This window comes from Propionicimonas paludicola, assembly GCF_002563675.1.
Taxonomy (GTDB): domain Bacteria; phylum Actinomycetota; class Actinomycetes; order Propionibacteriales; family Propionibacteriaceae; genus Propionicimonas; species Propionicimonas paludicola.
The window spans coordinates 1481058-1506999 of sequence record NZ_PDJC01000001.1 but is presented as its reverse complement, the minus strand read 5'-3'; the positions used below and the strand labels follow the sequence as shown (position 1 = coordinate 1506999).

The 25942-nt window shown below is 67.3% G+C and carries 26 protein-coding genes, 1 tRNA gene and 1 pseudogene; 17 read left to right on the top strand and 11 right to left on the bottom strand.

The features are described from left to right. Nucleotides 1-215 precede the first annotated feature (215 nt). The 7 genes from ATK74_RS06955 to ATK74_RS06925 all read left to right on the top strand — a co-directional run bounded on the left by ATK74_RS06955 (nt 216) and on the right by ATK74_RS06925 (nt 6958). On the top strand, nt 216-1289 hold the full coding sequence (locus ATK74_RS06955; protein WP_098460353.1) for a hypothetical protein: 1074 nt from the start codon (nt 216-218) through the stop codon (nt 1287-1289). Then, nucleotides 1286-2344: a GNAT family N-acetyltransferase gene (locus ATK74_RS06950; protein ID WP_098460352.1), complete on the top strand. Its 1059-nt coding sequence runs from the start codon at nt 1286-1288 to the stop codon at nt 2342-2344. The genes ATK74_RS06955 and ATK74_RS06950 overlap by 4 nt, the downstream gene beginning before the upstream one ends. Further along, nucleotides 2341-3693, top strand: a complete 1353-nt coding sequence (locus ATK74_RS06945) for a B12-binding domain-containing radical SAM protein (RefSeq protein WP_098460351.1) — start codon at nt 2341-2343, stop codon at nt 3691-3693. Before ATK74_RS06950 ends, ATK74_RS06945 begins: the two co-directional genes overlap by 4 nt. A 61-nt stretch (nt 3694-3754) precedes the next feature. Then, nucleotides 3755-5026, top strand: a complete 1272-nt coding sequence (locus tag ATK74_RS06940; RefSeq protein WP_211283305.1) for a B12-binding domain-containing radical SAM protein — start codon at nt 3755-3757, stop codon at nt 5024-5026. A gap of 536 nt (nt 5027-5562) precedes the next feature. Then, nucleotides 5563-6189, top strand: coding sequence for a DUF6226 family protein (locus ATK74_RS06935; RefSeq protein ID WP_098460350.1), 627 nt, complete (start codon nt 5563-5565; stop codon nt 6187-6189). Between the two features lie 150 nt (nt 6190-6339). Next, nucleotides 6340-6570, top strand: coding sequence for a FitA-like ribbon-helix-helix domain-containing protein (locus ATK74_RS06930; protein WP_098462098.1), 231 nt, complete (start codon nt 6340-6342; stop codon nt 6568-6570). Then, nucleotides 6557-6958 carry a PIN domain-containing protein gene (locus tag ATK74_RS06925; protein ID WP_098460349.1) on the top strand — a complete coding sequence of 134 codons (402 nt, stop codon included), beginning with the start codon at nt 6557-6559 and terminating at the stop codon, nt 6956-6958. Before ATK74_RS06930 ends, ATK74_RS06925 begins: the two co-directional genes overlap by 14 nt. 867 nt (nt 6959-7825) lie before the next feature. Here ATK74_RS06925 and ATK74_RS06915 read toward each other — a convergent pair. Continuing rightward, nucleotides 7826-8131, bottom strand: a complete 306-nt coding sequence (locus ATK74_RS06915; protein ID WP_098460347.1) for a hypothetical protein — start codon at nt 8129-8131, stop codon at nt 7826-7828. A gap of 131 nt (nt 8132-8262) precedes the next feature. Between ATK74_RS06915 and ATK74_RS06910 the strand changes: the two are divergent. Further along, nucleotides 8263-8649, top strand: a pseudogene (locus ATK74_RS06910) (NifB/NifX family molybdenum-iron cluster-binding protein); the annotation flags it as partial. Between the two features lie 13 nt (nt 8650-8662). Here the strand turns inward: ATK74_RS06910 and ATK74_RS06905 are convergent. The 4 genes from ATK74_RS06905 to ATK74_RS06890 all read right to left on the bottom strand — a co-directional run bounded on the left by ATK74_RS06905 (nt 8663) and on the right by ATK74_RS06890 (nt 13323). After that, a complete protein-coding gene (locus ATK74_RS06905; RefSeq protein ID WP_098460345.1) occupies nt 8663-9811 on the bottom strand; it encodes a hypothetical protein in 1149 nt (382 codons plus the stop codon). 105 nt (nt 9812-9916) lie between these two features. Continuing rightward, nucleotides 9917-10696, bottom strand: a complete 780-nt coding sequence (locus tag ATK74_RS15145) for a hypothetical protein (protein WP_143483584.1) — start codon at nt 10694-10696, stop codon at nt 9917-9919. 195 nt (nt 10697-10891) lie between these two features. After that, on the bottom strand, nt 10892-12994 hold the full coding sequence (locus tag ATK74_RS06895; RefSeq protein WP_143483583.1) for a hypothetical protein: 2103 nt from the start codon (nt 12992-12994) through the stop codon (nt 10892-10894). Nucleotides 12995-13249: 255 nt separating this feature from the next. Next, nucleotides 13250-13323, bottom strand: a tRNA-Met gene (locus tag ATK74_RS06890). Nucleotides 13324-13485: 162 nt separating this feature from the next. On the opposite strand from ATK74_RS06890, the gene ATK74_RS06885 reads away from it, so the two are divergent. From ATK74_RS06885 to ATK74_RS06865, 5 genes are read left to right on the top strand one after another with little or no spacing between them, the layout of a single operon-like run. Then, nucleotides 13486-15024 carry an ABC transporter substrate-binding protein gene (locus ATK74_RS06885; RefSeq protein ID WP_211283304.1) on the top strand — a complete coding sequence of 513 codons (1539 nt, stop codon included), beginning with the start codon at nt 13486-13488 and terminating at the stop codon, nt 15022-15024. Nucleotides 15025-15039: 15 nt separating this feature from the next. Continuing rightward, nucleotides 15040-16005 (top strand): ABC transporter permease, encoded by a 966-nt coding sequence (locus ATK74_RS06880; protein ID WP_098460342.1) that lies wholly within the window; start codon nt 15040-15042, stop codon nt 16003-16005. Beyond that, complete coding sequence (locus tag ATK74_RS06875) at nt 16002-16814, top strand: ABC transporter permease (RefSeq protein WP_098460341.1); 813 nt, start codon at nt 16002-16004, stop codon at nt 16812-16814. Before ATK74_RS06880 ends, ATK74_RS06875 begins: the two co-directional genes overlap by 4 nt. After that, on the top strand, nt 16811-17644 hold the full coding sequence (locus tag ATK74_RS06870) for an ABC transporter ATP-binding protein (protein WP_098460340.1): 834 nt from the start codon (nt 16811-16813) through the stop codon (nt 17642-17644). Before ATK74_RS06875 ends, ATK74_RS06870 begins: the two co-directional genes overlap by 4 nt. Beyond that, complete coding sequence (locus ATK74_RS06865) at nt 17641-18453, top strand: ATP-binding cassette domain-containing protein (protein WP_098460339.1); 813 nt, start codon at nt 17641-17643, stop codon at nt 18451-18453. Before ATK74_RS06870 ends, ATK74_RS06865 begins: the two co-directional genes overlap by 4 nt. Here the strand turns inward: ATK74_RS06865 and ATK74_RS06860 are convergent. Genes ATK74_RS06860 through ATK74_RS06845 form a run of 4 tightly spaced genes read right to left on the bottom strand, consistent with a single transcriptional unit; the run spans nt 18434 to nt 22026 of the window. Then, on the bottom strand, nt 18434-19231 hold the full coding sequence (locus ATK74_RS06860; RefSeq protein WP_098462092.1) for an inositol monophosphatase family protein: 798 nt from the start codon (nt 19229-19231) through the stop codon (nt 18434-18436). The two genes, ATK74_RS06865 and ATK74_RS06860, sit on opposite strands and share 20 nt — an antisense overlap. A 10-nt stretch (nt 19232-19241) precedes the next feature. Then, on the bottom strand, nt 19242-20228 hold the full coding sequence (gene rsgA / locus ATK74_RS06855) for a ribosome small subunit-dependent GTPase A (protein WP_098460338.1): 987 nt from the start codon (nt 20226-20228) through the stop codon (nt 19242-19244). After that, the gene (gene aroA, locus ATK74_RS06850; RefSeq protein WP_098460337.1) at nt 20225-21505 is read right to left on the bottom strand and encodes a 3-phosphoshikimate 1-carboxyvinyltransferase; all 1281 of its coding nucleotides are present in this window, start codon (nt 21503-21505) and stop codon (nt 20225-20227) included. Before aroA ends, rsgA begins: the two co-directional genes overlap by 4 nt. Next, a complete protein-coding gene (locus ATK74_RS06845) occupies nt 21502-22026 on the bottom strand; it encodes a DoxX family protein (RefSeq protein WP_098460336.1) in 525 nt (174 codons plus the stop codon). Before ATK74_RS06845 ends, aroA begins: the two co-directional genes overlap by 4 nt. 78 nt (nt 22027-22104) lie before the next feature. Between ATK74_RS06845 and ATK74_RS06840 the strand changes: the two genes are divergently transcribed. From ATK74_RS06840 to rsrA, 3 genes are all read left to right on the top strand, one after another. After that, a complete protein-coding gene (locus tag ATK74_RS06840) occupies nt 22105-22800 on the top strand; it encodes an SOS response-associated peptidase (protein WP_098460335.1) in 696 nt (231 codons plus the stop codon). A 106-nt stretch (nt 22801-22906) separates the two neighbouring features. Beyond that, on the top strand, nt 22907-23533 hold the full coding sequence (locus ATK74_RS06835; RefSeq protein WP_098460334.1) for a sigma-70 family RNA polymerase sigma factor: 627 nt from the start codon (nt 22907-22909) through the stop codon (nt 23531-23533). After that, complete coding sequence (gene rsrA, locus ATK74_RS06830) at nt 23526-23786, top strand: mycothiol system anti-sigma-R factor (RefSeq protein ID WP_098460333.1); 261 nt, start codon at nt 23526-23528, stop codon at nt 23784-23786. Before ATK74_RS06835 ends, rsrA begins: the two co-directional genes overlap by 8 nt. Before the next feature lie 77 nt (nt 23787-23863). On the opposite strand, the gene ATK74_RS15735 is transcribed toward rsrA, so the two are convergent. Next, complete coding sequence (locus tag ATK74_RS15735; protein ID WP_425440112.1) at nt 23864-23938, bottom strand: 50S ribosomal protein bL37; 75 nt, start codon at nt 23936-23938, stop codon at nt 23864-23866. Between the two features lie 104 nt (nt 23939-24042). On the opposite strand from ATK74_RS15735, the gene ATK74_RS06825 reads away from it, so the two are divergent. Continuing rightward, nucleotides 24043-25494 carry a sensor histidine kinase gene (locus ATK74_RS06825; RefSeq protein ID WP_098460332.1) on the top strand — a complete coding sequence of 484 codons (1452 nt, stop codon included), beginning with the start codon at nt 24043-24045 and terminating at the stop codon, nt 25492-25494. A 3-nt stretch (nt 25495-25497) separates the two neighbouring features. Here the strand turns inward: ATK74_RS06825 and ATK74_RS06820 are convergent, their stop codons facing one another. Next, entirely contained in the window at nt 25498-25749 is a 252-nt protein-coding gene (locus tag ATK74_RS06820; RefSeq protein ID WP_098460331.1) for a WhiB family transcriptional regulator, read from the bottom strand. Between the last annotated feature and the right edge of the window lie 193 nt (nt 25750-25942).

Sequence of the window (25942 nt, the reverse complement as noted above, 5' to 3'; positions counted from 1 at the left end):
TGAACGATGTCTAGCCAGCAGCCCAGCAATGAGCCGCTCGTGACCCCATTCGTTTGTCAGGGCTGAGTGAAGTCCTTGGCTTGCGCTTCCGACACATCAGCGTCGTGTGATCGTCGATCAGGCGGTCCGAGCAGGGCTGTCGCCGTTATGTTGGGCATGCGTCAGGTCCACGGACCCACCCCGGAGTCCGCCAGGCCCGGCGCAGGGGGCACAGCGTGACTACTCGGCAGCTCGACAACCTGGCCGTGGCCACCGCGACGACGAGCGAGTACCTGGCGTTCGTACGCCGGCTGTACGAGGGGGAGCGGGGCTACTGCGCGACCAGTGAGTTCACGCTGATGAGCGCGTTGGAGCGGTCGACCGGCTTCTTCGCCAGCTGTTGGCTGCGCCCCGTCCTCGTCCACTGCGGTGGGGTTCCTGTCGCCGCGGGCATCCTCGTCCACGACCGGGCACTCGGGGTGCTGCAGATCGCGTTCTTCGAGGCGCTTCCCGACGTCCAGGCTGCCGTGGACGCCCTGCTGGCTGAGGCGTGCGCCGAGGCGCAGCGTCGCGCGCTGGACGGCGTGGTCGTCGGGCTCAACGGTCATCTCAGCGTGGGCGTGGGCATCCTCACCGACGGCTTCCACCGCGGCACCTTCTCCTCGCCCTGGAACAAGCCGTACTACGCCTCGTACTTCTCCGACCTCGAGCGCCAGGGCCTCACCGCCTTCGGCGGCCAGGTCTCCGAGGCCGTGCGTCGCGTGCGCGCCGCGGCGACGGCGCCCGCTGAGGGCGTGGCGGTTCGCCCGACGGACGGGCGTCACTGGGATGCCGAGCTCGAGACGTTCCGGGAGCTATGCGATGCGACCCTCGGCACAACACACCTGTACGCGCCCACCACGACTGGGCACTTCGTGGACCTGATGGGGGACCTCGTGCCATTCCTGCGGCCCGAGAACCTGCTGTTCGCCATGGCCGGGGGCCGTGAGGTGGGGTTCGTGTTCTGGCACCCGGACTACAACGAGGTGCTGCCGACGGGTCGTCCGCTGTCGGTGCCCGGCATCGCCTGGCGGTTCTTCACCCGCCGTCGCCGCATCCGTACCGTCGTGGTCAACGCGATTGGCGCGCTGGCCGATGCTCCCCATGGAACGACAGCGGCGCTGCTGCGAAGGCTGGCCGACGAGGTTGACGGACGCTACGACACGTACGAGACGTGCTTCGTGTGGGACGGCAACACGGCGTCGCGCGGCATCAACAGGTACATCGCTGCCCACCCGACGCGCCGCTACGCCGTCTGGATGACCCGATGATCACCGTCCTCGAGCACGCGGCCGACCTTCCTGCGGAGTGGGACGACGTGGTGGGCGACAACCTCTACCTGCGACGCGACTTCCTGGCGTTCATGGAGACCTGCGAGGACTGCCGACAGCGCTACCACCTCGTGTGGGACGCGGCCGGTCACCTGGACACGGTGTTCATGACGTACGTGCGTGACCACTACAACCTGGCGATGTTCACTCCACGGCGGTACGAGGTGACGATGACGTTCGTCTACGTCCCGCTCTCGGTGACGCGCCCGGGCATCGCGTGGGGCGCCTGCCGCGACGAGGCGCTCGCGTACATCCGAGGCATCCGCGGCTATGCGATGCTGCTCAACCTTCCGCCGGGCGATTACCCCGGCTTCGCGACGGGCCTCACCTGCCCGAAGTGCATTCTCGACGTGGCCTGGCCGACGTTTGACGCGTACCTGGCCGGCCTGAGGAGTCACTACCGCAACCGCTACACGAAGGCGCTGCGTCGATCGAGTGGACCAACGCTGCGCTGGCTGGACGACAACAGCGAGTTCGACGAGCAGCTGTACGAGCTGTACGAGCAGGTGTACGACCACTCGTCGCTCAAGATCGAGAAGCTGCCGATCTCCTTCTTCCGGGGTCCGTTCTTCCGGATCTTGGTGCTCTCCGACGACGACGGCCCGCAGGGCTTCGTTCAGTTCCTGCCCAACGGCGACGAGCTGATCTTCGAGTTCGTGGGCTTCAACTACGCGACCAACCGCACGTACGACACATACCTGCGGCTCCTGCTGGAGATCGTCCGGTACGGGATCGACGAGGGCTACTCGTCGATCGACTTCGGCCAGACCGCCGACGACACCAAGCTCAAGCTGGGAGCCCAGTACACGATGCTGTACGCCGCGCTACACCACTCGAACCCCCTGCTGAACTCGATCGGGAAGAAGCTCGCCCCGGCGCTGCAGTACACGCCGATCACCACGGACTTCCAGGTGTTCCGCGCCACACCGCTCGCTGAGGAACGGCCGAGCGAGGCCCCGCTGCTCGAAGAACCCGACACCGAGGACGCCGCATGAAGGTCCTGCTCGTACGTCCGCGGCCCGACCCGCGGTCGATCAACCTGCAGTCGTTCATGATCTGCGAGCCGCTCGAGCTGGAGACGCTGGCCGCGCACCTGCAGCATCTCGGCCACACCGTCGACCTCGTCGACCTCATCCTCGAGCGCAAGCCGCTGACGTGGTTCGTGACGCAGGCGTCGTACGACCTGGTGGGTCTCACCGGCTACATCAATCACGTGCAGGTCATCAAACAGCTCGCCCGCGACGTCAAGAGGGTCTCTCCCCGCACTCGCGTCGTGGTGGGGGGCGTCCACGCCGAGGTCTTACCCGGCGACTTCGCAGACCCCGCCGTCGACCACATCGTGTGGGTCAACGGCGCTCGAACCATCGGAGAGATCGCGTCCGGCCTCTCGGCGGCCGAGGCCGCTGCTTTGCCTGGGGTCTGGGGATCCGGACGGCCACGCCCCGTGCTCGTCCACGACAAGCGGCTGTTCCCCGACCGGCAGATCACGGCGAGGTACCGGGACCGGTACAACTACATCTACCACGACCGTTGCGCGACGCTGAAGACGTCGTTCGGCTGCCCGTTCACCTGCCGCTTCTGCTTCTGTACCCAGATCGCGCCCTATGCGGAGCGGGACCTAGACGAGGTCATGGACGAGCTCGAGCAGATCGCCGAGCCGAACGTCTTCATCGTGGACGACGACTTCCTATCGCGTCCGTACCGGGTCAAGGCGTTCTGCGATGCGCTCGACGCGCGCGGCATCCACAAGCGCTTCATCGCGTTCGGCCGCGCCGACTACATCGTCAAGCACCCGGAGGACGTCACTCTGCTCGCGGCCCACGGCTTTGACGCGTTCTTCGTCGGCATCGAGTCGTTCCGTAGCTCCGAGCTCGACGACTACGACAAGCGCACGTCCGTGGAGCAGAACGTCGCGGCTGTACGGGTGCTGGAGGCGGCCGGCGTGCAGTGCTACGCCGGCATGATCACCGGCGAGGACTGGGGGCGGGCGGACTTCGACTCACTCGTCGAGTTCCTGAACCAGTTCGAGCACCCAATGGTCAACATCCAGCCGATCACCCCGATGCCGGGCACTCCGTTGTACGACGACGAGGCCGGTCGGATCACGTTGCCGCGCGAACGGTCGGAGCGCTGGGACATGGCCCACCTCGCGTTCGCGCCCACAGCCCTGAAGCCCCGGGCGTACTACTGGCAGCTGCTGCGCGCGTACTACCGCACTTCGGCGAGCGCCCCGCAACGCCGCTACATCAAGGCCAGGTACGGAGATCGCGTGTACCGGCGGGTCTTCAACGGTGCCATGAGCATCACCTGGCAGTACCTCAAGCTCATCGTTCGACCGAACTGAGAGACCGACTGTGAACCGCAAGATGCTGCTCATTCAACCGACGATCTACGACGAGCGTGGGGTGCCGGTGAAGAAGTCGAAGCTGTACTTCGTCGGGCTCGGGATGCCCCTGCTCGCGGCCTTGCTGCCCGACGGGTGGACGGCTGACATCTGCATCGAGACCATCGAGGACATCCCGTGGGATACCGACGCCGACATCATCGGCCTCGGTGGCATGGGCCACGCGGCCAACCGTGCCAAGGACATCGCGACGGAGTTCAAGCGCCGCGGCAAGACCGTCATCATGGGCGGCCCGATGGTCAGCCTGGTGCCGGAGCTGGCGGCCGACTACTGCGACGCGGTCGTCATCGGCGATGCCGAAGAGACCGTCGTGGAGCTGTGCCACGACCTCGAGAGCGGCACCCTGAAGCCGCGCTACTCGGACAAGGTGAAGGGCACGCTGATCACGCCGCTGCCGAGGTACGACCTCGTCGTGGGCAAGAAGATCGGCGACTTCCTGCCCGTTCAGGCGGGTCGGGGATGCCCCCACACCTGCAAGTTCTGCTCGATCTACTGCCTCTACCGTGGGCACTACGCGCGGCGCCCCGTGGACGACGTCATCCGCGACATCCAGGCCATCAAGGACCTCGGCTTCTCGAAGTTCCTGCTCATCGACGACAACATCGTGTCCCATCCCACGTACCTGGCCGAGCTCTGCGAACGCATCAAGCCGCTCAAGATGACGTGGATGAGCCAGTGCTCGATCCGGATCGCGGACAAGCCGGAGCTTCTGAAGCTCGTGGCCGAGAGCGGCTGCCGGGTCCTCAGCTTTGGGCTCGAGTCGATCAGCAAGGAGTCGCTGCTGGCGATGGACAAGAAGTGGTGCGACCCAGGCGACTACGCGCGAGTGCTGCGGGTGGTGACGGATGCCGGCATCGAGATTGCCAGCGAGATGATCGTGGGCATCGACACCGACACCCGCCAGTCGCTGATGGAGACGATCGACTTCGTGACGGCGAGCGACATCGTGGCCCCGAAGTTCTACTGCCTCACGCCGATCCCTGGCACGGATCTGTACAACGAGCTCAAGGACACCGGCCGGATCACCGACCCGGACGTGCTCTCGTATACCCCTGCCCGCGCGGTCATCGACACCCCCAACCTCAAGGCCACTGAGGTGCAGGAGCTGTTCTGGGCCATCTACCGGCAGGTGTACACGGTCTCCGCGATCCTGCGGCGCACGGTCCTCCACCGGCGCATGCTCGCTCGCCCGGGGCAGACGCTGTTCTTCCTCATGGTGAACCTCGTCTACCGCTCGCAGATCCGGCGCGGGATCAGCCCGAACATCCTGTGATGGCGACGGATGCTGGACCTGCCTCTTCACCATCGGGGACCCAGAGCGATCATGCGACGGCATCGCCCGCGCGCTGATACGCACCTGAGGAGAATGGCCTCGTGACTGATGAGACTGGCGCTCTTCGCCTTCTGTATGGCTCAGAGACGTTCGTCATCCGAAAGGACCCCGACCACCCGGGCTGCTGGCGCTACTCGTGGGTGAGCGGGCCCAATCCCGGCTATGGCTTCACTCAGGCCTGTTCTGATGGTCTCCAGCCGTCGCTTTCGGATCATCGGGCTGCTGTCCGTGACTTCCTCAGTTCGATCAATCCAGAGACCGGATACCTCGACTGACGCCCGCCTCCGCCGAGGAGTCTGCAATCAGCCATTCCCGACAGTCATGAACGTCCACGCGAAGAGGTGCTGCCTCGAGTTCGCCGGGTGTTCGACGTCAATGGCTGGGTGATGATCCAGGCGCGCTCCTGAGCACTCGTTCATGCCGCATCGCGGTGTTCGGGAAGGCCGCAGTCCAGTGGGGCAGGGCATGATTGGGTGGTGATCACCATTGCGGATCTCGTGGATGCGGTGGACCAGCGGTTTGCTGTGCGGCCCCCGGAGTTTGTGGTGTGGCCCGATCCTCATCAGGGGCGGTCGCCCGCGGACGAGGAGTACTCCCGCGCGACGAACCCGGAGCGCTGGCGGATCCTGGGTGCGCGGGTGGACGCGTGGGTCGCCGCGGTGGTGGCTGCGGGGCTTGCCTCGGTGGAGCAGGTTGCCGTTGACGACATCCGTTGGGAGGAACCTCCATACACCCGCATGTCAGCAGCGGTGCGCGTGACTCCGTCCGCGGCGGGTGCTCGTCCGTTCGTTGTTGCCCGTAGCCAGGTTGGTGATGTGCCGGCGACCGGCATCACTCTCGGGTGGGGTGATCCGGCTGTTCTCGTGGGGCTGTTCCCTAACTGCGGCTGCGATGGCTGCGATGACGGGGCACAAGGTGAGCTTGACTCGGTCGATCACCGCCTCTCACGCATCGTGTCGGGCCGATACCGTGGGTCGGCCCACGGGAGCCGCCAAGTCACCGAGGGGGCCTGCTTCGGGTGGAGCGCCGCCGGCGAGGTCGAGGCCGTGCTTGGCGAGTCAACCGGCGGGGACGAACTGTCCGGAGCCAGCTGGCTCGCCTGACTGTTCGGAACCATGCAGGCACCGCCGATCGACCTCTCGCTGAAGGCCAAGCCCGTCGGAGGCTGCCAGCCGGCGTACGTCCGGAAGTTGCCCGTCTACGGCGATGAACGTTGGCTTCCACTGTGGCGCCGCGGGAGCCATAATGGCTCCATGCCGAACATTCAGATCAAGGACGTACCTGAGGACACTCATGCGGTCCTGCGGCAGCGTGCGAGTCAGTCTCACCAGTCGCTTCAGGAGTATCTGCGCTCGCGACTGATCGCCGAGGCCGCCCAGCCGACCCTGGATGAGGTGCTGGCCCGAGCCGGCGGCCGAGCCGGCGGGTCGCTGCCTCTGGCGGATGCGGTCAGCGCGCTGCGGTTTGACCGTGCTCGTCATTGACGCCAGCGTCCTGGCCGTCGCACTCCTGGACGATGGCGCGGACGGCGATGTCGTCCGGCACCGGCTGCGTGGCGAGCAGCTCGCCGCGCCGGCACTGATCGACCTTGAAGTGGTCTCGGTGTGGCGCGGCCTGGCTCGCGGTGGGCGCCTGGATCCTCGGCGGGTCGGGTTCGCCCTCGATGACCTCCGCGATGTGCCGCTCCAGCGTGTCGAGCACACGCTGCTCCTCGCGCGCTGCTGGGAGCTGCGGGACAACCTCACGATCTACGACGCTGCCTACGTGGCGCTCGCGGAGGCTCTCCAGGCGCCCCTGCTCACCGGTGACCGGCGTCTCTCCAGGTCCACCGGTCCACGCTGCACCTTCGAAGTCATCGAGACCACCCACTGAACGTCCGGCTCTGCCGCAACTGGTGCGGCAGGTTCTGCCGATGTCTGTCTTGGCTTGGACCGTAGGGATGGTCGGGTTCTGGACCGCGCTGTGGCCGAGCGCACGCTGGCCAAGGCGACTCAGGAACGCGACGCCATTCGCCGTTGGAACGGCCGCGCTTGTCCTGGCAGTCCTGGTCCTCAGCTGAGCCAGCAACGCATATCCGCATCTGCCGCACCGCAAGTGATCGGACCGCTCGCGATGGCAGGATTCGCTACATGCCCGCCTCTAGTCGATCGGTACGCCTGACGCCTGGCCAGTTGGGCTACCTGATGAGTGCTCCGTATCTTGATCCGGCACTCCGATCTTTGGTCGATGAGTCCGTCTCAACTCAGCTCCACAACTCATTGAGCATCGGTAGCGATGCAGCCGAAGACCTCCGGTCTGCCCTAACGTTGCGCCTCGCCGCGGTCGGCTTCGATTCGAGCTACGCCCTCACCGCGGAGGGCAGGTTGGTTGAATACCTTATCGATGCCCTTGCTGGGTCCTAGCCGCCTGAGCAGCGGATGCCGGACATCCGCCACTGCCGCGGTCGGCTAGGCCGGGAGGATCGCCCAGTCAGGGTCCGGGTCGTCATCGACCATGCCGACATCATGCCGTGCCGGTCACCTGACCGCCGACAATGAGGGCCGACAGTGACGGTCGTACCTGCGACCCTGGGTGGCGAACCATCGGCGTGAGCGGTCGGAGAAGACGCCCACTCGAGCAGTCTCGGCGACTCGACGGATCCCCGGTCGTGCGCCATATGTGGACTCGCTAGCGTGAACTCCCGCGCTCAGGGAGCTGCCGCAAGGTGCGACGCCGCTGAGCGGGCCGCGTCGTGGAGGGTCACGCGGGTGGAAGATCTAGGCGAGCGATCGAGCGAAGGATGCCGGCGAGGTGTTCGGCCTCGTGCCAAATGAACACGGGCTCGTCCGGCCGACCCAGGAACTCACCGACTGATGCGGCGTCGTCCACGACTGAACCCATGTCCAGCTCAGGTGTGTCGTACACGGCTGTGGCGGCGCTCAGCGGGACGTTCCAGTAGAGGTCGTCCTCGAGGTGCACGATCGCACCGAACTGCTCTTCTATCGCGTCGAGGAGCCGGGTCATCGCGGTCCGCAGGTCGCTCACTCGAAGGTCAGTCGTCGGCATGCCGCAACCATGGCACGGACTTTGCGTGAGCGCACAGGCGCCACTCCACGAGCCCTGATCACAGGCGTCCGACTGGAAGGGCGCGGCTTCGTGGGCCCGCCAGAGAGCAGGAAGCTGCCCGTGCTCAATGGGCTGCGGTGGCTGAGGTTGCCGATGGTGTGATCAGCGAGTGGCAGGTGTATGAGATTGCCTGGGGCATCGCCCACGACCAGGGCACGCATGGTGCTCATCACGCTCGGGTGGCGCGTTTCTTCAAGGAGCAGGGGATCGAGGCTGTGGTGGCCTCGGAGATGGGTCCGGGCATGGTCCGGATGCTCACCACGATGGGTTTGCCGATTCTGCCCGCTTCAGCTGGTGACGCGCAGGCGTCCGTCTTGGCCGGGATCGAGGCCGGCCCGATCACCGTGGCCGCCCCCGACCCCCGCGAACTCACCCTGAGGGCCAAGCCCGTCGAAGGCTGCTGGCCGTCGCCTGACCGCCAACGCTCGACCATGCCGATGCGAGCGTTGGTCCGTTGAGCGGTTGTGGTCTTCAGGCAAGCCACGCGTCGCACAGATCGCTCACCAGGGGAGGGCCCCAGATGTAGAGGTCGACAACATCCTCGTCGTCCATGAACCAGCCAAGACGGATCGGTCCGAGCTGGGTATCCAAGATGATGCTGTCCTCTTCGTCTACCGGCGCGGTGGTGATGACCGAGATGACGGCCTTGCCGATCGCGGTGGTGAGGTCCCCGCGCAGCTTCCGGGTGAGGTATCTCGCGAACTCTCGCCAGTCGTCCAGGTCGAAGGACGTTGACCACTCGACAGCGTCGTCCGGCAGTGTCGGCTGTGCCCGCCCTAGGCTGGCTGCGGCCAGCCGCTTACTTGCTGCCGTGTGCTTCCGGGTGCGGTCGTTGGCGGCCTTGGTGGCCTGCCACGCGACCCACGGCATTTCCTGCGTTCCGGGGGACGCGCTGACGTGCTCGTCAATCGTTGGCAGGGCTGGGTTAGGTCGCACCCACTCGAAGACCGCGGCACCGAAGACGGCCCGCAATGGTGACTGCCACGCAGGGATGCCGACTTCGTAGGGCTGCCAAGGCTCGCTGGACGTCTGGACCAGGACTCCGCCCGTCCGCAATGTCCGCGCACCCACGATGGTGGCAAGCTCCGGGCGAGCGCCGACGAAGGCCGGACCGAAATAGTTCAACCAGAACACACCCGGCAACTCGGCTTCAACGACGGTGTGCAGCGGGCGCGGACGCCACAGCCCCGGCGTGACGCACCCGTAGGCGGCATCCATAGCCACGACCATGCCTTCGAAGAAAGCGGCGACAGCCGCGATGGCAGCCGACTCGGCGACGGTATCGGCTTCCCAGCGCTGCTCGATGCGGTGGCCGGTCAGCGAGAACGCCCATTCACCGTCCTCCTGCTCGCCCACCCAACCCCCACGACCCGGCGACAGGTCGATTTCCCCGAACTCCATCGCATCGCCCTCGTCGCGACGAACCGTCAGCCAATCGATCGGCAGACCTGTCGCCTCGACCACGGCCTCCATCGACGGCGTCACCTTGATCCGTGCCGGGTCGCCGCCCACACGCCGCGGACGCAGATACGGAAACTCGTCGAAAACCCGGGCGACAGCAAGCGCCCGCTCCATGCTCCTGTCAGCGAAGGACCGGATCGCGAGGTCAAGACCATCCACCGCTGAATAATGTCAGTCGAGCTGCTGCTGGACCCAGCCGATGACTGACCATTCGGGCATAGCGCTCGCGATGCGGTCGGCGCGGGGCTGGTCGGCGGTTGGTCCCTACCTTGCGTCGGCGTGAAGCAAGGGTTGCGGGCCGAACCCGTTCCAGCTCATCGGGCGGATCTCGCCGCGGAAGGGGTCGGCGTGTTCGGCGGGGACTTCTGAGCGCCGCACCGGCCACTTGGTCTCGAAGCGGGCGCTGGTCTCGAACTGCAATCCGCATGCTTCGGCGGCGGTCGTGAGCGCTCCACGTGACACGTCACGCAGGTCCGCTACCTCAGTGGCCGACTCCTCGTTGAGCAGTCGCACCGGGGCACTCAGCGTCCGGGATTCAGGGCCATCGCCGGACTTGACGAGAGCCATCGGCAAACCGCGCTCGTATTCCCGGGCAGCGTCCGCCAAGGCTCGAAAGGCAGTTATGAGCGCCCCATGTGCAACTTCGCAACGCCTAGCAGCCGTTGTCGACTTCGAGATGTATGCATCCGGCCACTGAAGGCGGACAGCATGCCGAGCCAGATCGAATGCGTTGTCCTGAGCTTCCTGCCGCAGGCTATGGAGGAACCGCACGTGTCCCACCAGGTCTTCAGGCAGCACCAAGTCATCAGGGGTCTGGGCGGGCAGTCGGTCGAGAATGTGCTCAATGTCGGCAATGCAGCCGCAGAGGCGCCTATCTAGGCGTTGTTGCCGTCGCAAGTCCTGTCCGCACTGGGCAATGTGCCTTCGGTGCCGAACGGAACTCAGAGCCCACATGATGCCCGCCGCCACGGCTCCCGCAATGGCGATGATCTCGCCTACCACTTTGACCTCCTCAAGAAGCGAACGCATCGTCTCAGCCGCCACCGACAGGCCCCAAGCGCGGGCCTAGGTGTCGGGAAGAGATGCCTCGGGCGAGGGCCGCAGGGCGGTTGTTGTGGATCGTTCTGACCTCGCAGCCGGCACCAGAAGCGCTGGACGACCTGATTAAGCGTGTGGACGTACCTTGGGGTTCTACGGGCGCGTGGCGAACCGTTGTGACATCAAGCTGTTGAGTCGGGCTCACGAGACAGGTCGAAGCGACCTCCTGTCTAGGACCTCCATCTGGATCCCGGCCGTCTTGCAGAGCCTTGCGGCAAGGTGCTGCGCCTCATCGGGAATGTCGCTGACGGATGCCATCAGGTGCAGGTTTGCGCCGAGCGTGACGCTGTGGGCCACATCGGCGGTCACCTGCTCTTCTGTGAATGCTCGACCATTGGACTTCACCTCGCCAGCGAAGAGGAGACCGCCGGTTGTTCCGACTAGGTCGACCTCAAAGAGACTGCCGTCCAGAGCCTCCACTGCCAAGCCGGGCAGAACGAAGGTCTGCTCTTCCCGCCGGCGGAGGAGTGCTGCCACGATGAGGTGGGGCATAACGCCCTGGTCCACGGCCCTATCCGCGAGGCTGCCGAGTTGGTAGTGGATCCGCGGCCCGGAGGCGTCCAGGGAGTAGGGCTGTCGGGCGTTGCACTCGGGGCAGTGTGGGCGATCCGTGGACTGACGAAGTGGGACGAAACTCCGTAGGCCACAAGCGTCGCAACGAACCTCAAAGCCGCGGCCTGCCCATCCGGCATCGCACAAGGCCTCGGCCGCTCTTGCGGCCCTTGGAGGAGGCACGCTGCGGATGCCCCGGATCGCGCGATAAGCGCGCCTGGCGGTTCCGCCCCAGCGCTCGGCAAGGTCATTGAGATCATCTTCGCTCAGGCGTCCGTTGGTCTCTGTCTTGAGTTCGGCGACGAGAGCGTGCTTTCGGGGGGTGGCCAGTTCCAGCGCGACTTCGTATATGTCGGGCATCAGGAGCTGTGATGACCGGTCTGCCAAGGCAGCGCCGAGCCGGCCTTTGTCGGAGAGCTTGGCCGACCGCGTGCTCTCGCGAATAGCGATCCAGGTCGCTTCCTCCAGGCTGGGAAGGGTGATTTGGAAGTCATATGAAGGCATGGTTGTCGTAGCCACCTGTAGCCCGCCGTCCCGCCACTCACCGTTGCGGATCACGGCCTCCGCGACGGCGGAGCGTTTCGGGAGTCGATCGAGGGCCGGACCTCGCAGCGCCACGAGCGTCCCTGCGGACCCCCGCCAGGACACGGGTGACTCCAGATGTAGGCGGCCTCTTCCCGCTCCGGCCTGCACCTCGACTTGCACTTGCTTCCCGTATGTCCGCCCCGAGAGGAACCACCATCGGAAGTCATAGTTGTCTGCCAGGCGATAAGTGAAGGGAGGAACCCGATACTCCGCTGGCCACCGGAACCCCGTCTTGATGTCCATCGATGCCGCCGGCTGAAGGCCGAGGCTGTGTGCGGCAGCATGGACGGCCGCTGAGTCCCTCGAGATGCTGAATACGACGACATCGGGCGAGAACTCGGCGGGGCGTCGCAGAAGTCCCTGGACCTGCTTCCCGAAACCGAGCCAGTAGCCGACATCCTTCAAGGGCAGAAGAACCATTGGCGTCGCGCTGGTCTTCGACGAAAGTGCACGCAGGTTCCAGAACCAAAGGAGGTCGGTGACGGTTCTACCTGGAGTGAGCCAGATCATCGCGGGCGTTCGTCCCGCGCCACCGCCCGACGAGCATGCTAGTTGAGCTGCGGTGCGATCGATGGCGGTGGTGCCCGTCAGGGCTGCACGAGCAACCTGATCAGGCAGTTCCTCACGGCGAACCGGCCACGCGGCATCAGCCATCGCGTCGAGGTGCTCCGGACTAACGTCACCGGCCAAGACGGTCTCCCACAACGAGCCGTTCGCCGAGATGACTGATAAATCCTTGGCGCCATTGACCACCAAAGGGTGACACGTGGCAGAACTCGGCCCGGTGCGATCGATGTCACGCAGATGCACAAACGGCAGTCGGAGCTGGCTGGCGGCTCGGCGCGCTGTGTCCTCGGGAACGTCTACAGTCACCGCGGCGTCAAGGTTCGCCGTGGCCGCAACCTGGCTCCACCAGCCTCCAACGCTGCCATCTCGACTAACGGGCAGAATCACCTCGCTGATGCCACCCCATCGAGTGGTCGCCTCTTGAACTGCCCGACGCAAACCTGCCCGGCTCCCGGCTTTGATCAGATACGCGACCCTGGCCGGGTAGAAGGATGCGGTGATCAAAGTGGGCCCAGAGAAGCCCACAGCGGGAGCAGCCATGAATGAAGGATGCTACGGAAATGCTGCAAGTGGTGCGCGAAACAGCCTGCACTCCGCGGGATGTCGGCTCGAGTGCGCGAAATGGTCTACGCGAAGTCCGGAAACCCTCTGGCTGATGGGGCGGGAGGACGCTCAAACCAGGCCCGATGGTGACCATTCGCCGGGGGCTGAAACGGGTTCTTTCGCCAGTGCCGCCGCACCACCCGCTCACGCCAAGTGGCCCTGACTAGACATGCTAGTCAGGGCCACTTTTCGTAGCGGGGATAGGATTTGAACCTATGACCTCTGGGTTATGAGCCCAGCGAGCTACCGAGCTGCTCCACCCCGCGTCGGCTCTGCCAGTCTAGGTGACGGCGGACCGATCACCCAAATCGGGTACTTGGCAGCAGTGCGAATCGCCCAGCCTGGGTCGACGGACGGGTGGACGGGGCCGGTTCGGTAGAATCCTTGCGCTCCCTGTGCCGAGCGGGGACCTAGCTCGTGGAGGGCAGATGACCGACGCCAACTCGTCCAGACGCGCACCGATCCGGCTGATCAGCCGGGGACTGGTGGCAATGGGCATGGCGATGATGCTTCTGCTCGCGGGCTGTTCGGGCAGCGTGGTGCCCAGTCCGACCGCGCCGGAGCACACCCTCACGGTGGCGGCGACCCTCGAACCGGCCGCGCTGGACCCGTGGCACAACACCGCAGCATCCATTCCGCAGGTGCTGCTCTACAACGTCTACGAGACCCTGGTGAAGGTGAACTCCGAGGGCGAGCTCAAGCCGCTGCTGGCGCAGACCTGGACGGTCAGCACCGACCGGCTCACCTACACCTTCGTCCTGAACCCGGCGGCGAAGTTCGCCTCCGGCAAGCCGGTGGACGCCGCAGCCGTGGTCGCCAACATCGAACGGATGAAGAGCGATCCGAAGCTGATCGAGACGCTGCGCGCGCAGCTGGCCGTGATCGCGGGCGCCAAGGTGATCGACGAGCATCAGGTGGCGATCACGCTGACCCATCCGTCGGTGATGTGGCTGTATGACATGTCGTCGAGCTTGGGGATGATCCTGGATCCGTCCTTCACCGGCGACCTGGCCAACGCCACCGCGGGCTCCGGCCCCTACTACGTGAAGGCCCACGACAAGGGCCAAGACATCGTGTTGGCCAAGAGTGACAGCTACTGGGGGACTCCGGCCCGCTACGACGACGTCACCTTCCGCTACATCGCCGACCCGAACGCGCAGAACGCGGCCATGCTCAGCGGCGACCTCGACGTGATCTCCAACCTGCAGGCGCCGGACTCGCTGCCGCAGTTCGCCGACCCCAGCCGCTTCACCGTCACCAAGGGGACGACCAACGGCGAGGTCGTCCTCGGCCTGAACCACAAGAGCAAGGCGCTGGCCAACCTGAAGGTGCGCCAGGCGCTGACCGCGGCGATCGACCGTCGAGCCCTGCTCGACACGGTCTGGAACGGTGAGGGCACCTTGATCGGGTCCATGGCCGTCCCCACCGACCCCTGGTACGAGGACCTGTCCGGCCTGAACCCCTACGACCCGGCCAAGGCCAAGCAGCTGCTGGCCGAGGCGGGCTACGCCAAGGGGCTCACCTTGCGGATGCGGGTGCCGGTGGTGCCGTACGCGGTGAAGTCGGCCCAGTTCGTGGCCAGCCAGCTGCGCGACGTCGGGGTGACGGTGAAGGTCGAGGAGCTGGACTTCACCCGCTGGCTGAGCGAGGTGTTCACCAACGGCGACTACGACATGACCATCGTGGCCCACGTCGAGGCCCGTGACCTGGGCAAGTTCGCCAACCCGAACTACTACTGGCACTACGGCTCGGCCGAGTTCGCCGAGCTCTATCGCCAGGCGGACGAGGCCGCCGACGATCAGGCCGTGGCGAAGATGAAGCTGGCCGTCCGCTACCTGGCCGACGACTGCGCGGCCATCTGGCTGTTCGCGCTGCCGAACCTGGTGGTCACCAAGAACACTGTCGATGGAGTGCCGGCGAACGCCACCACGCTCAGCTTCGATCTCACCACTATCGCCAGCCGCTGACGCGGCCATCCGTCGATGGGCCTGCCACTACGAATCCTGCGCCGTGTCGGCGTCTTCGTGGCGAGCCTGCTCGGCGCCTCCCTGCTGATCTTCCTGGTCACCAAGGCCCTGCCCGGCGATGTGGCCCAGGTGATCCTCGGCACGGACGCCACCCCGGAGGCAGTCGCCACGCTGCGGTCTCAGCTCGGTCTGGACCAGCCACTGGCCGTCCAGTACTTCTCCTGGCTCGGTGGGCTGCTCACCGGTGACTTCGGGCACTCCCACCTGTCCGGGGACCCAGTGCTCGGCCTGCTGGCCCCGCGGATCGCGGTGACCATGTGGCTGGTCCTGATCGGACTGGTCGGCTCGATCCTGCTGGCCATCCCGGCTGGGATGATCGCCGCCCTCAAGCGGCGCTCCTGGGCCGGCACCCTGGTCAGCGTCTCGGCCCAGATCGGCATCGCCATCCCGGTGTTCTGGGGCGGCATCCTGGCCGTGGTGGTGTTCGCCGTCTGGCTGCGCTGGCTGCCGGCCAACGGCTACGTCCCGCTGCTGACCAACCCTGCTCAGTGGGCGCTGCACCTGATCCTGCCCGGCCTCACTCTGGCCGGCGTGCAGGCGGCGGTGCTGACTCGCTACGTCCGCTCGGCCTTCCTTGAGGTGCTCAACGAGGACTACTACCGCACCGCCCGCTCGGTGGGCTGGACGCCGATGCGCGCCCTGCTGCGGCATGGACTGCGCAATGCCGCGATCTCGCTGGTCACCGTGGTCGGACTGCAGCTGTCCTCGGTGCTGGTCGGGGCGATCGTTGTGGAGACCGTGTTCAGCCTGCCCGGCCTGGGTTCGTTGCTGCTGGACGCCGTCGCCCAGCGCGACCTGTTCGTGGTGCAGGGCACGGTGATGTTCCTGGTCGTGGCCGTGCTGACGATCAGCGCCCTGGTCGACCTGTCCTACCTGCTGATCGATCCGCGCCAGCGCACCACGGCCGGAGGCCAGCGATGAAGCGCGCACAGCTGATCACCGGGCTGATCCTGGTCGGCGCGGTGATCGTGGCCGCCCTGATCTCCCTGGCCTGGACGCCGTTCGACCCGATCCGGGTCGTGCCCGGCCAGCGGCTGCAGGGTCCCGGCTGGCCGCACCTGCTGGGTACCGACGGCTTCGGCATCGACATCTTCTCCCGGCTGCTGGTCGGCGCCCGGACCACCTTGATCGTGGGGATCATCTCGGTGGGGATCGCCGCGGTGATCGGAGTGCCGCTGGGCATGCTGGCCGGCCAGGTGGGCGGCTGGCTCGATCAGCTGGTGATGCGGGTCTCCGATGTGGTCTACGCCTTCCCGGCGCTGCTCCTGGCCATCCTGCTGGCTTCGGTTTTCGGAGCATCCACGCTGACCGCCATGGTGGCCATCGGAGTGGCTTCGATCCCGGCCTTCGCCCGGGTGGCCCGGGCCGGCACCCTGCAGGTGGTGGCCTCGGACTTCGTCCTGGCCGCCCGCGGCGCGGGGACGTCCCGGTGGGGGATCGCGGTGCGTCATGTGGCCCCGAACATCGCCCCGGTGGTCGGCGTCCAGGCCTCAGTCGGCTTCGCGACCGCGATCCTGGCCGAGGCGGCGCTGTCCTACCTGGGGCTGGGGACGCCGCGTCCCACCCCCACCTGGGGCAACATGCTGCGCGACGCCCAGCAGTACCTCTTCGTGGCTCCGCTGCAGGCCGTCTGGCCCGGACTGGCCATCGCGGTGGCGGTGCTCGGCTTCAACCTGCTGGGCGACGGCCTGCGCGACTATCTCGACCCGCGGCTGCGGGAGGTGCCATGAGCCTGCTGGAGATCAGTGACCTGGGCATCGAGTTCGGACGCCGCCGGGTGCGCGCCCTGGACGGGATCAGTTTCACCATCGAGCCCGGCCAGCGGCTGGGTCTGATCGGCGAGTCCGGTTCGGGCAAGACCGTCACGGCGCTGGCCGTCATGGGCCTGCTGCCGCCGAACGCCGTCGTCAGCGGCTCGATCCGGCTGGCGGGCGACGAACTGCTCGGCCTGGACGAGGGGGAGCTGGCCAAGCGGCGCGGCAAGCTGGTCTCGATGGTCTTCCAGGAGCCGATGACCGCCCTCGATCCGACGATGCGGGTCGGACGGCAGGTGGCCGAGGTGCTGCGCCTACACACCGGCACCGAGTCCGGCCCGGCCCGGGAGCGAGTGGTCGCCATGCTGGCCGACGTCGGCCTGGACGATCCACAGCGGGTGGCCGACGCGTTCCCGCACCAGCTGTCCGGTGGCCAGCGGCAGCGGGCCATCTTGGCCATGGCCCTGATCAACTCCCCGGAGCTGGTGATCTGCGACGAGCCCACCACGGCGCTGGACGTGACCGTCCAGGCCATGGTGCTGCAGAAGCTCGACCAGGCCCTGACCGCCTCCGGGGCGGCCTGCCTGTTCATCACCCACGACCTGGCCGTGGTCTCCCAGGTCTGCGATCAGGTGATGGTGATGCTGGACGGCCGGATCGTCGAGGCCGGCAGCGTCGAGAAGCTGTTCACCAACCCGGAGCATCCCTACACTCGCGGCCTGGTCGCCACGGCACGGCTGGACCAGGTGCCGCCCGGGCAGCGGCTGCCGGTGGTCGAGGACTTCTACTCCGGAGGCCACCGATGACCGAGCCGGTGTACCGCGCCGAGGCCCTGACCAGGTCGTTCACCACCGGTGGACGCACCGTCCGGGCGCTGGCCGGGGTGGATCTGGAGCTGGCCCGCGGCGGCCGGCTGGGCATCGTGGGGGAGTCCGGCTCGGGGAAGTCGACGCTGGTCCGGCTGTTGGCCGGGCTGGATCGTCCGACCAGCGGCACTGTCTGGTTCGAAGGCAAGCCGATCTCCACCCTGCCCGAGCGGGAGCTGGGCTTCCTGCGAGCCTCGGTGCAGTTGGTCTTCCAGGATCCGCGCTCCTCGCTGAACCCACGGATGCGGGTGGGCCAGATCATCACCGAGCCGCTGCGCTCGAAGCTGGTGCGCCGCCAGCTGCCCGCCGACGTCGATCACCAGGAACGGCTGGCCGAGGTGCTGACCGCGGTGGATCTGCCGCTGGATGCCGCCGACCGGTTCCCGCACGAGTTCTCCGGCGGACAGCGGCAACGGATCGCGATCGCCCGGGCACTGGCACCCAAACCGGAGGTGCTGATCGCCGACGAGCCGGTGTCGGCGCTGGACGTCTCGGTGCGGGCCCAGGTGCTGAACCTGCTCACCGATCTGGTGGCCTCGGCCGGACTGACCTTGATCGTGGTCAGCCACGACCTCATGGTGGTCCGGCATCTGTGCGATCAGCTGGCCGTGATGCGCGCCGGACAGATCGTCGAAGCCGGCCCGGCCGAGTCGGTCTACACCGATCCCCAGCAGGACTACACCAAGGCGCTGCTGGCCGCGGTGCCGCGGATCCGCAGCACCGGACCGCTCACTCCGCCTCGAGGCTGAGCCGCTCGACGACCTCGTCGTGCAGCAAGGAGTTGGTGGCGATGGCGCCGGGCCCGTGCGGGCCGTCCTTGCCGTCCAGACTGGTGAACCGGCCGCCGGCCTCGGTGACCACGATCGAGACCGCGGCCATGTCGTGCAGGGCCAGCTCGGGCTCAGCGGCCAGATCGACAGTGCCTTCGGCCAGCAGCATGTAGCTCCAGAAGTCGCCGTAGGCCCGGGTCCGCCAGCAGTCGCGGAGCAGGTCGACGAACTGCTGGCCGCGTCCGGCCTCGATCCAGCCACCGATCGACGAGTACGACAAGGACGCGTCCTCGATCTGGCCGACCCCGGACACTCGGCACGGGACGCCCTGGAGCAGGCTGCGTCCGGTGAACGCGCCACCGCCCTTGCTGGCCCACCAGCGGCGAGCCAGGGCCGGAGCCGAGACCACACCGGCGACGACTTCGTCCCCGACCATCAACGAGATCAGGGTGGCCCACACCGGCACCCCGCGGACGAAGTTGGCGGTGCCGTCGATCGGATCGATCACCCAGCGCCGGGGTCCCCAGCCGGAGTCGGGTCGCTCCTCGCCGTGTACGGCATCCCGCGGACGGGTCCGGGACAAGCTGGTCCGCAGCGCGTCTTCCACGGCGGTATCGGCGTCGGTCACCGGAGTCAGGTCAGGTTTGGCGGTCACCTGCAAATCACTGGCCTTGAAGCGGGCCAACGTGATGGCATCGGCCTGGTCGGCCAGCACATGGGCCAGGCGCAGGTCATCGAGCAGGGCTTGATCGGGCATGTTCAGCAATCTAGCCGAACGCGCGCTCCATCCTGCGGAACGACTCCAGTCGCTCAGCACTCAGACGTCCGTCGGCGACGGCGGCGTCCAGGGCGCATTCGGGCTCGGTGGAGTCGTGGCGGCAGCCCCGCGGGCAGTCCTCGACGATGTCGGCCAGGTCGGAGAAGGCCGCGATGAACGAGTCCGGGGTGACGTGGCTCAGCCCGAAGGAGCGGACGCCCGGAGTGTCGATCACCCAGCCGCCGGGATCGGGCAGGGCCAGGGCGATGGCGCTGGTGGAGGTGTGCCGGCCACGTCCGGTGACCTCGTTGACCTCGCCGACCTCACGGTGGATGTCCGGGATCAGCGCATTGACCAGGGTGGACTTGCCGACCCCGGAGTGGCCGACCAGGACGCTGCGGTGGCCGGCCAACAGCCGGCGCAGCTCGCTGAGCTCGGAGCCGGGCTCGGTGGTCACCACCGGAACCCCCAGCGGACGGTAGGCGGCGATCAGTTCGTCCGGGCTGCCCAGATCGGCCTTGGTGAGCACCAGCACCGGATCCAGGCCGGCGTCGTAGGCGGCCACCAGGATCCGATCGATCATGCCGACCCGGGGCGGGGGATCGGCCAGTGCGGTGACGATCACCAGCTGGTCGGCATTGGCCACGATCGGACGCTCGAACGGGTCATCGTCATCGGCGGTGCGGCGCAGCACGGTCTCCCGCTCGTCGACCTCGACGATCCGGGCCAGGCTGCCCTCGTCCCCGCTGGTGTCGCCGACCAGGCGGACCCGGTCGCCCACGATGACGGCCTTGCGGCCCAGGTTGCGGGCCTTGGTGGTGCTGACCACCTGGTCCTGGCCCTCGATCAGGCAACGGAAGCGTCCCCGGTCGACGGTGACCACGATCGCGGGAACCGCCTTGTCGTAGGTGGGCCGATCCTTGGTGCGGGGACGGCTGCGGCGTCCGGGACGGTCGAAGCCGGCGTGCGGGTCGCTGGTGATGCCCTGGCGGCTCATCGATCGGCCCCGATCAGGTTCTGCCACATGCCCGGGAAGTCGGGCAGGGTCTTGGTGGTGCAGGCGACGTCGTCGAGCAGCACTCCGTCCACCACCAGCCCGACCAGGGCGGCGGCATGGGCCAGGCGATGATCGGCATGAGTGGCGAAGCTGCCGCCGTGGAGCCGGGACGGCCGGAACTCCAGCCCGTCGGCGGTCTGCCGGACGTCGGCGCCGAGTTCACCCAGCCCGGTGCTGAGCGCGGCGAGCCGATCGGTCTCATGGCCGCGGATGTGGGCCACCCCGCGCAGCCGGCTCGGCTCGGGGGCCAGCGCGGCCAGGGCCGCAGCCACCGGGGTGAGTTCGCTGACCTTCGACAGGTCCAGGTCGGCGCCGCGCAGGCCCTGGGTCCCGGAGACGGTGAGCTGTCGGGTGTCGTCCGGGCCGGTGGACAGCGTGAGCTGCGCCCCGAACGCGGCCAGCACCTCGGCCAGTTCCTCGCCGGCCTGGACGCCGTGCGGCCAGTGCGTGGTGAGTTCGCCGCCGGTGACCAGGGCGGCCGCCAGCAGCGTGGCGGCATTGGTGAGGTCGGGCTCGACGGCCTCGTCCAGTGCGGCGATCGGGCCGGGGGAGACCTGCCAGCTGGCCGGGCCGGTCTGGACGGCGGCCACGCCGCGGCGGGTCAGCAGAGTGACGGTCATCTGGATGTGCGGCAGTGAGGGCAACGTGGGCCCCGAGTGAGTGACGGCGATGCCGTCGGGGAAACGCGGAGCGCCCAACAGCAGCGCCGAGACGAACTGGCTGGAGCCGCTGGCGTCCAGGCTCACGGCACCGCCGCGGAATCGTCCTCTGGCAACGCTGAACGGCAGGCTGCGCGGCTGGCTGACCTCAGCGCCGAGCTCGGCGAGAGCGCCCAGCAGCGGCTCCATCGGACGCTGGCTGGCAGCCGGGTCGCCGAAGAACTCGGTGCGCTGCTCGGCCAGGGCGGCCAGCGGCGGCAGGAAACGCATCACGGTGCCGGCCAGGCCGCAGTCGATCCGGCCACCGCCGGTGAGCTCGGCTGCCGGGGTGACCTGCAGCCGGTCGTCCACCTCGTCGATCCGAGCACCCAGAGTGGTCAGTCCGGCCCGGATCAGGCTGGTGTCTCGCGACGCCAACACCCCCGACAGCATGGACGGGCCGTCAGCCAGGGCGGCCAACAGCAGGCTGCGGGCGCTGGCGGACTTCGATCCCGGGACTCTCAGTTCGCCGCGAACCGGTCCGGCGGCGAGCGGGGCTAGCCAGGGTGTCGGACTCAAGAATGCACTTCCAGGGCGCGTCGGACCTTGCCGGCGGCTTCCTTGGCGGTCCGCTCCAGGTTAGCCTTCTGCTCAGCGGCCAGCTTGCGCTGCTGGCGGACCCGCCAGGCCAGGCCGGGCTTGCCTTCGGTGTCAACGGCGGCCAGCAACACCCCGCCGAGCAGGGCCACGTCGGTGCCCAGCTGGGCCTTGTCGACGCTCTGCCGCCACGGCTTGGCGACCACCACCGAGGGCAGGATCGTGGTGGCCAGGACGGCAGCGCCGCAACGGCGTCCGATTCCGGTGGCCAGGCCGAGGCCGCCGGCCACCTGGGCGGCTGCCAGGCAGCGGGTCATCGACACCGCGTCAGTGGGGATGTAGCTGCGGACGCCCTCGGGCAACGCGTCACGCAGCCGCGGGGCGAGTTCCAGAGCCGGCTCGGCCAGCTCGGTGTGGTCGGCGGGCTTGATCAGCGCTTGCACTCCGTTCACGACGAAGTAACTGGCCAGCATTGACCGGGCGACAAACCGCAACAGACTCATGCGTCATTCCTACCCTCTAGCCCACGGTGTGCCAAGAGTGCCGGGTCGATCAACACGGCGCGGCGTAGGGTCGTGGGCATGTGCGGACGGTACGCGCTCAGCCTCGCTGGGGTCGAATTGGCCGACTTCTTCGAGATCGATGAGGTCGCCGGTCCGCTGCCGCCGCCGTCCTACAACATCGCCCCCACCGATCCGGTGCTGGCGGTCCTGGAGCGCAACCGGGAGCAGGGGCCGCAGCGGCTGCTGGCCGAGGTGCGATGGGGGCTGGTGCCGTCCTGGGCCAAGGATCCGTCCGGGGCGTCCCGGCTGATCAACGCCCGAATCGAGACCGCGGCCGAGAAGCCGTCGTTCCGCAAGGCCTACGCCAGCCGGCGCTGCTTGCTGCCGGCCACCGGCTACTACGAGTGGCAGTCCGAGCCCGGGCCCGACGGCAAGCCGATCAAGCAGCCGTACTTCATCCGTCCGGCCGACGGTGAGCTGCTGGTGATGGCCGGTCTCTATGAGTTCTGGAAGGCCCCGGACGCTAGCTGGCTGGTCACCGCCACGGTGCTCACCACCAGTGCCACCGACGAACTGGGACGCCTGCACGACCGGATGCCGATGGCGGTGGCCCGGGAGAACTGGACGCCCTGGCTGGACCCCGCCTTCGACGGCGAGCCGCGAGCTCTGCTGGACGTCCCGGTGGCGGCGATGCGCTACTACCCGGTCTCCCGGCTGGTGAACCAGGTGGCCAACAACGGCCCCGAGCTGATCGAGCCGCAGGAAGCGGAATAGGTGAGCCCCGATTCGACGTTTTGCAGAGGTGATCACAACAGCAGCTGAGCGTGGCGTCGGTACTGGCACCTTGAGCCGTCCGGGCCACCCGCTAGGCTCGTTCGTGATGAACCTGCCGACCTTGCACGATGAAGACGTGGCGGTGCCCGTCTTCCAAGAGACCGACGCCGAGTTGTCCGCGCGGTTTGAGGCTGAGGCGTTGCCTTTCCTCGACCAGCTCTACGGTGCTGCGCTGCGGATGACCCGCAACCCCGCCGACGCCGAGGATGTCGTTCAGGAGGCCTACGCCAAGGCGTACGCCTCGTTCCGTCAGTTCACGCCGGGCACCAACCTCAAGGCCTGGCTGTACCGGATTCTGACCAACACCTTCATCAACACCTACCGCAAGCGTCAGCGGCAGCCGCAGACCTCCGGCCAGGAGGTCGAGGACTGGCAGCTGGCCCGCGCCGAGTCGCACACCTCTGAGGGACTGCGCTCGGCCGAGATGGAGGCGCTGGACCGGATGCCGCATTCGGCGGTGACCGAGGCAATGAACGCGCTGCCGGCCGACTTCCGGCTGGCCGTCTACCTGGCCGACGTCGAGGGTTTCTCCTACAAGGAGATCGCCGAGATCATGGGCACCCCGATCGGCACGGTGATGTCCCGGCTGAACCGCGGACGCACCCAGCTGCGCAACCGGCTGGCCGACTTCGCCGTCGAGCAGGGCCTGATCGTTCGGAGCGGTGATGAGTGAGCACCAGCACGACCTGCACGACTGCAGCTCGGTGATCGAACAGGTCTACGCCTTCCACGACAACGAGCTCAGCGCCGAAGAGGCCGACGAGATCCGTGAGCACCTGATGGCCTGCGAGCCCTGCCTGGACCGGTTCCAGGTCGAAGAGGCCATGCGGGTGCTGATCCGCCGCTGCTGCCGCGAGGATCTGGCCCCGGACGGCCTGCGGGTCCGACTCCAGGCCAAGTTCAGTGTCGAGCAGGACGTCGACTGAGCCCACACCTCAGCCCGGAAACAGCAACGAGCCCCCGCCATGAAGGCGAGGGCTCGAGTTGTTCGAACAGGCGAGCGTCAGGCGTTGGGGCGCTTGCCGTGGTTGGCGCTGTTCTTCCTGCGGGAACGGCGCTTGCGGCCACCCTTACCCATCTCGGTCTCCTCGATCGTATCGGCTTGCGGCGTCGGACGACGCGGGGACCCATTCTGCCAGTCGCCGGAGCAGCGGTCCAACTTGGGTAAGTAGGGTGGTCTCCATGCGTAACCGCGATCGGGTGATGGCCGAGCATTGTGACCTCACGGAAGTCGACCGGGCCTGGCTCGATCAGCTGATCGACGAGTGGTCATTGCTGGCCGATCTCGCCTTCGCGGATCTCATCTTGTGGGTCCCCGGCGTGGACGACAACATCTTCTGGGCCTGCGGCCAGGTGCGTCCGACCACCGGCCCGACCTCGCTGGAAGACGACGTGGTCGGCGAGGACATCAGCTACGACCCCGAGCACCTGGTCACCGAGGCCTACCTGTCCGGCGAGATCTGCCACACCAGCGGCAACAAGCTGCACGCCGGCATTCCGGTGGACGTGACCGCGATCCCGATCATGGACGACGAGCGCTGTGTGGCCGTCGTGGAGATGCACACCAACCAGATGGGCGTCCGCGCCCCCGGAGCGCTCGAGGACGCCTATCTGGAGGCCGCCCAGGTGCTGATCGGGATGGTGCACCACCATCAGTTCCCACTCGGCGGTGACCGCCGGGTGCCGTGGGTGTCGCCCCGGGTCGGGGACGGCATGCTGCGAGTCAATGCCAACGGGATGATCTCCTACGCCAGCCCGAACGCCATGAGCGCCTATCGGCGGCTCGGCCTGACCAGCGACCTGTACGGTGAGGACTTCGTCTCGGTGACCAAGTCGCTGCTGAAGGAGCGCGGTCCGGTGGAGCGTCCGCTGGCCGCCAGCCTGGCCGGACGTGGCTCGGCCGAGGTCGATCTGGAGTCGTCCACGGCGAACGTCCGGCTGCGGGTGCTGCCGCTGATCCACGAGGACCGGCCCGACGGGTTGCTGGTGCTGTGCCGCGACACCACTGAACTGCGTTCCCGGGAACGTCAGCTGGTCACCAAGGACGCCACCATCCGGGAGATCCACCATCGGGTGAAGAACAACCTGCAGACTGTGGCGGCGCTGTTGCGCCTGCAGGCCCGGCGAATCTCCTCACCGGAGGCGAAGGGTGCCCTCGACGACGCCATGAAGCGGGTCGCGGCCATCGCCGTGGTGCACGAGATCCTCAGCCAGGACTTCGACTCCACAGTCTTCTTCGACGACGTCGCCGATCGGCTGCTGCGAATGGTGGGGGACGTGGCCGCGACCGGCGGCAAGGTGCGGATGGTGCGCCAGGGGTCGTTCGGCTCGGTTCCGGCCGATGTGGCCACCAGCCTGTCGCTGGTGCTCACCGAGGTCTGTCAGAACGCCGTCGAGCACGGTCTGAAGGACACCTCCGGAGAGGTGTACGTCCGTCCGCGGCAGGAGGACGGGATGCTGATCGTCGAGGTCGAGAACCATGGCGAGCCGCTGCCGCCGGACTTCACGATCGCCGGCTCGAACAGCCTGGGCCTGTCGATCGTCAGCACACTGGTGGCTGACCTGAAGGGTGAGTTCAGCCTGGCCTCGGACGCGGAGCGCACCGTGGCAACGGTGCGGGTGCCGCTGAGCTGAGTCTTAGTTGTTGCGGACCCGCATCCGGGCCGCACGGCGCTTCATGGCGCGGCGCTCATCCTCGCTGAGGCCACCCCAGACGCCATGGTCCTGGCCTGCGTCCAGGGCCCACTGCAGGCAGGCTTCACGTACGTCGCAGCGACGGCAGACCTTCTTGGCCTCCGCAATCTGCATCAGTGCCGGGCCGGTGTTACCGATCGGGAAGAACAGCTCCGGATCCTCGGTCAGGCAGGCTGCGCGATGGCGCCAGTCCATGAACTACCCACTCCTCATACTTGGTGAAGCCGCGAGTTGCGAGCAAACGCACTCAGGCGCGCCATCCATTCGGCCCGCGTCACAGCCTGACAACTTTAGCGTGCCCAGACAAGATACGCACGGGTTTTGCACGCCTTGCCATCAATAAGACCCGGTGACGAACTGATTCACAAGGCCAGATGGGCACTTGACA

Coding starts and splice junctions, on each gene's coding strand:
- ATK74_RS06950 (WP_098460352.1), top strand. CDS start 1,286: ATGATCACCGTCCTCGAGCACGCGGCCGACCTTCCTGCGGAGTGGGAC.
- ATK74_RS06945 (WP_098460351.1), top strand. CDS start 2,341: ATGAAGGTCCTGCTCGTACGTCCGCGGCCCGACCCGCGGTCGATCAAC.
- ATK74_RS06930 (WP_098462098.1), top strand. CDS start 6,340: ATGCCGAACATTCAGATCAAGGACGTACCTGAGGACACTCATGCGGTC.
- ATK74_RS06915 (WP_098460347.1), bottom strand. CDS start 8,131: ATGCCGACGACTGACCTTCGAGTGAGCGACCTGCGGACCGCGATGACC.
- ATK74_RS06895 (WP_143483583.1), bottom strand. CDS start 12,994: ATGGCTGCTCCCGCTGTGGGCTTCTCTGGGCCCACTTTGATCACCGCA.
- ATK74_RS06885 (WP_211283304.1), top strand. CDS start 13,486: ATGACCGACGCCAACTCGTCCAGACGCGCACCGATCCGGCTGATCAGC.
- ATK74_RS06880 (WP_098460342.1), top strand. CDS start 15,040: ATGGGCCTGCCACTACGAATCCTGCGCCGTGTCGGCGTCTTCGTGGCG.
- ATK74_RS06875 (WP_098460341.1), top strand. CDS start 16,002: ATGAAGCGCGCACAGCTGATCACCGGGCTGATCCTGGTCGGCGCGGTG.
- ATK74_RS06870 (WP_098460340.1), top strand. CDS start 16,811: ATGAGCCTGCTGGAGATCAGTGACCTGGGCATCGAGTTCGGACGCCGC.
- ATK74_RS06865 (WP_098460339.1), top strand. CDS start 17,641: ATGACCGAGCCGGTGTACCGCGCCGAGGCCCTGACCAGGTCGTTCACC.
- ATK74_RS06860 (WP_098462092.1), bottom strand. CDS start 19,231: ATGCCCGATCAAGCCCTGCTCGATGACCTGCGCCTGGCCCATGTGCTG.
- rsgA (WP_098460338.1), bottom strand. CDS start 20,228: ATGAGCCGCCAGGGCATCACCAGCGACCCGCACGCCGGCTTCGACCGT.
- ATK74_RS06845 (WP_098460336.1), bottom strand. CDS start 22,026: ATGAGTCTGTTGCGGTTTGTCGCCCGGTCAATGCTGGCCAGTTACTTC.
- ATK74_RS06840 (WP_098460335.1), top strand. CDS start 22,105: ATGTGCGGACGGTACGCGCTCAGCCTCGCTGGGGTCGAATTGGCCGAC.
- ATK74_RS06835 (WP_098460334.1), top strand. CDS start 22,907: ATGAACCTGCCGACCTTGCACGATGAAGACGTGGCGGTGCCCGTCTTC.
- rsrA (WP_098460333.1), top strand. CDS start 23,526: ATGAGTGAGCACCAGCACGACCTGCACGACTGCAGCTCGGTGATCGAA.
- ATK74_RS06825 (WP_098460332.1), top strand. CDS start 24,043: ATGCGTAACCGCGATCGGGTGATGGCCGAGCATTGTGACCTCACGGAA.
- ATK74_RS06820 (WP_098460331.1), bottom strand. CDS start 25,749: ATGGACTGGCGCCATCGCGCAGCCTGCCTGACCGAGGATCCGGAGCTG.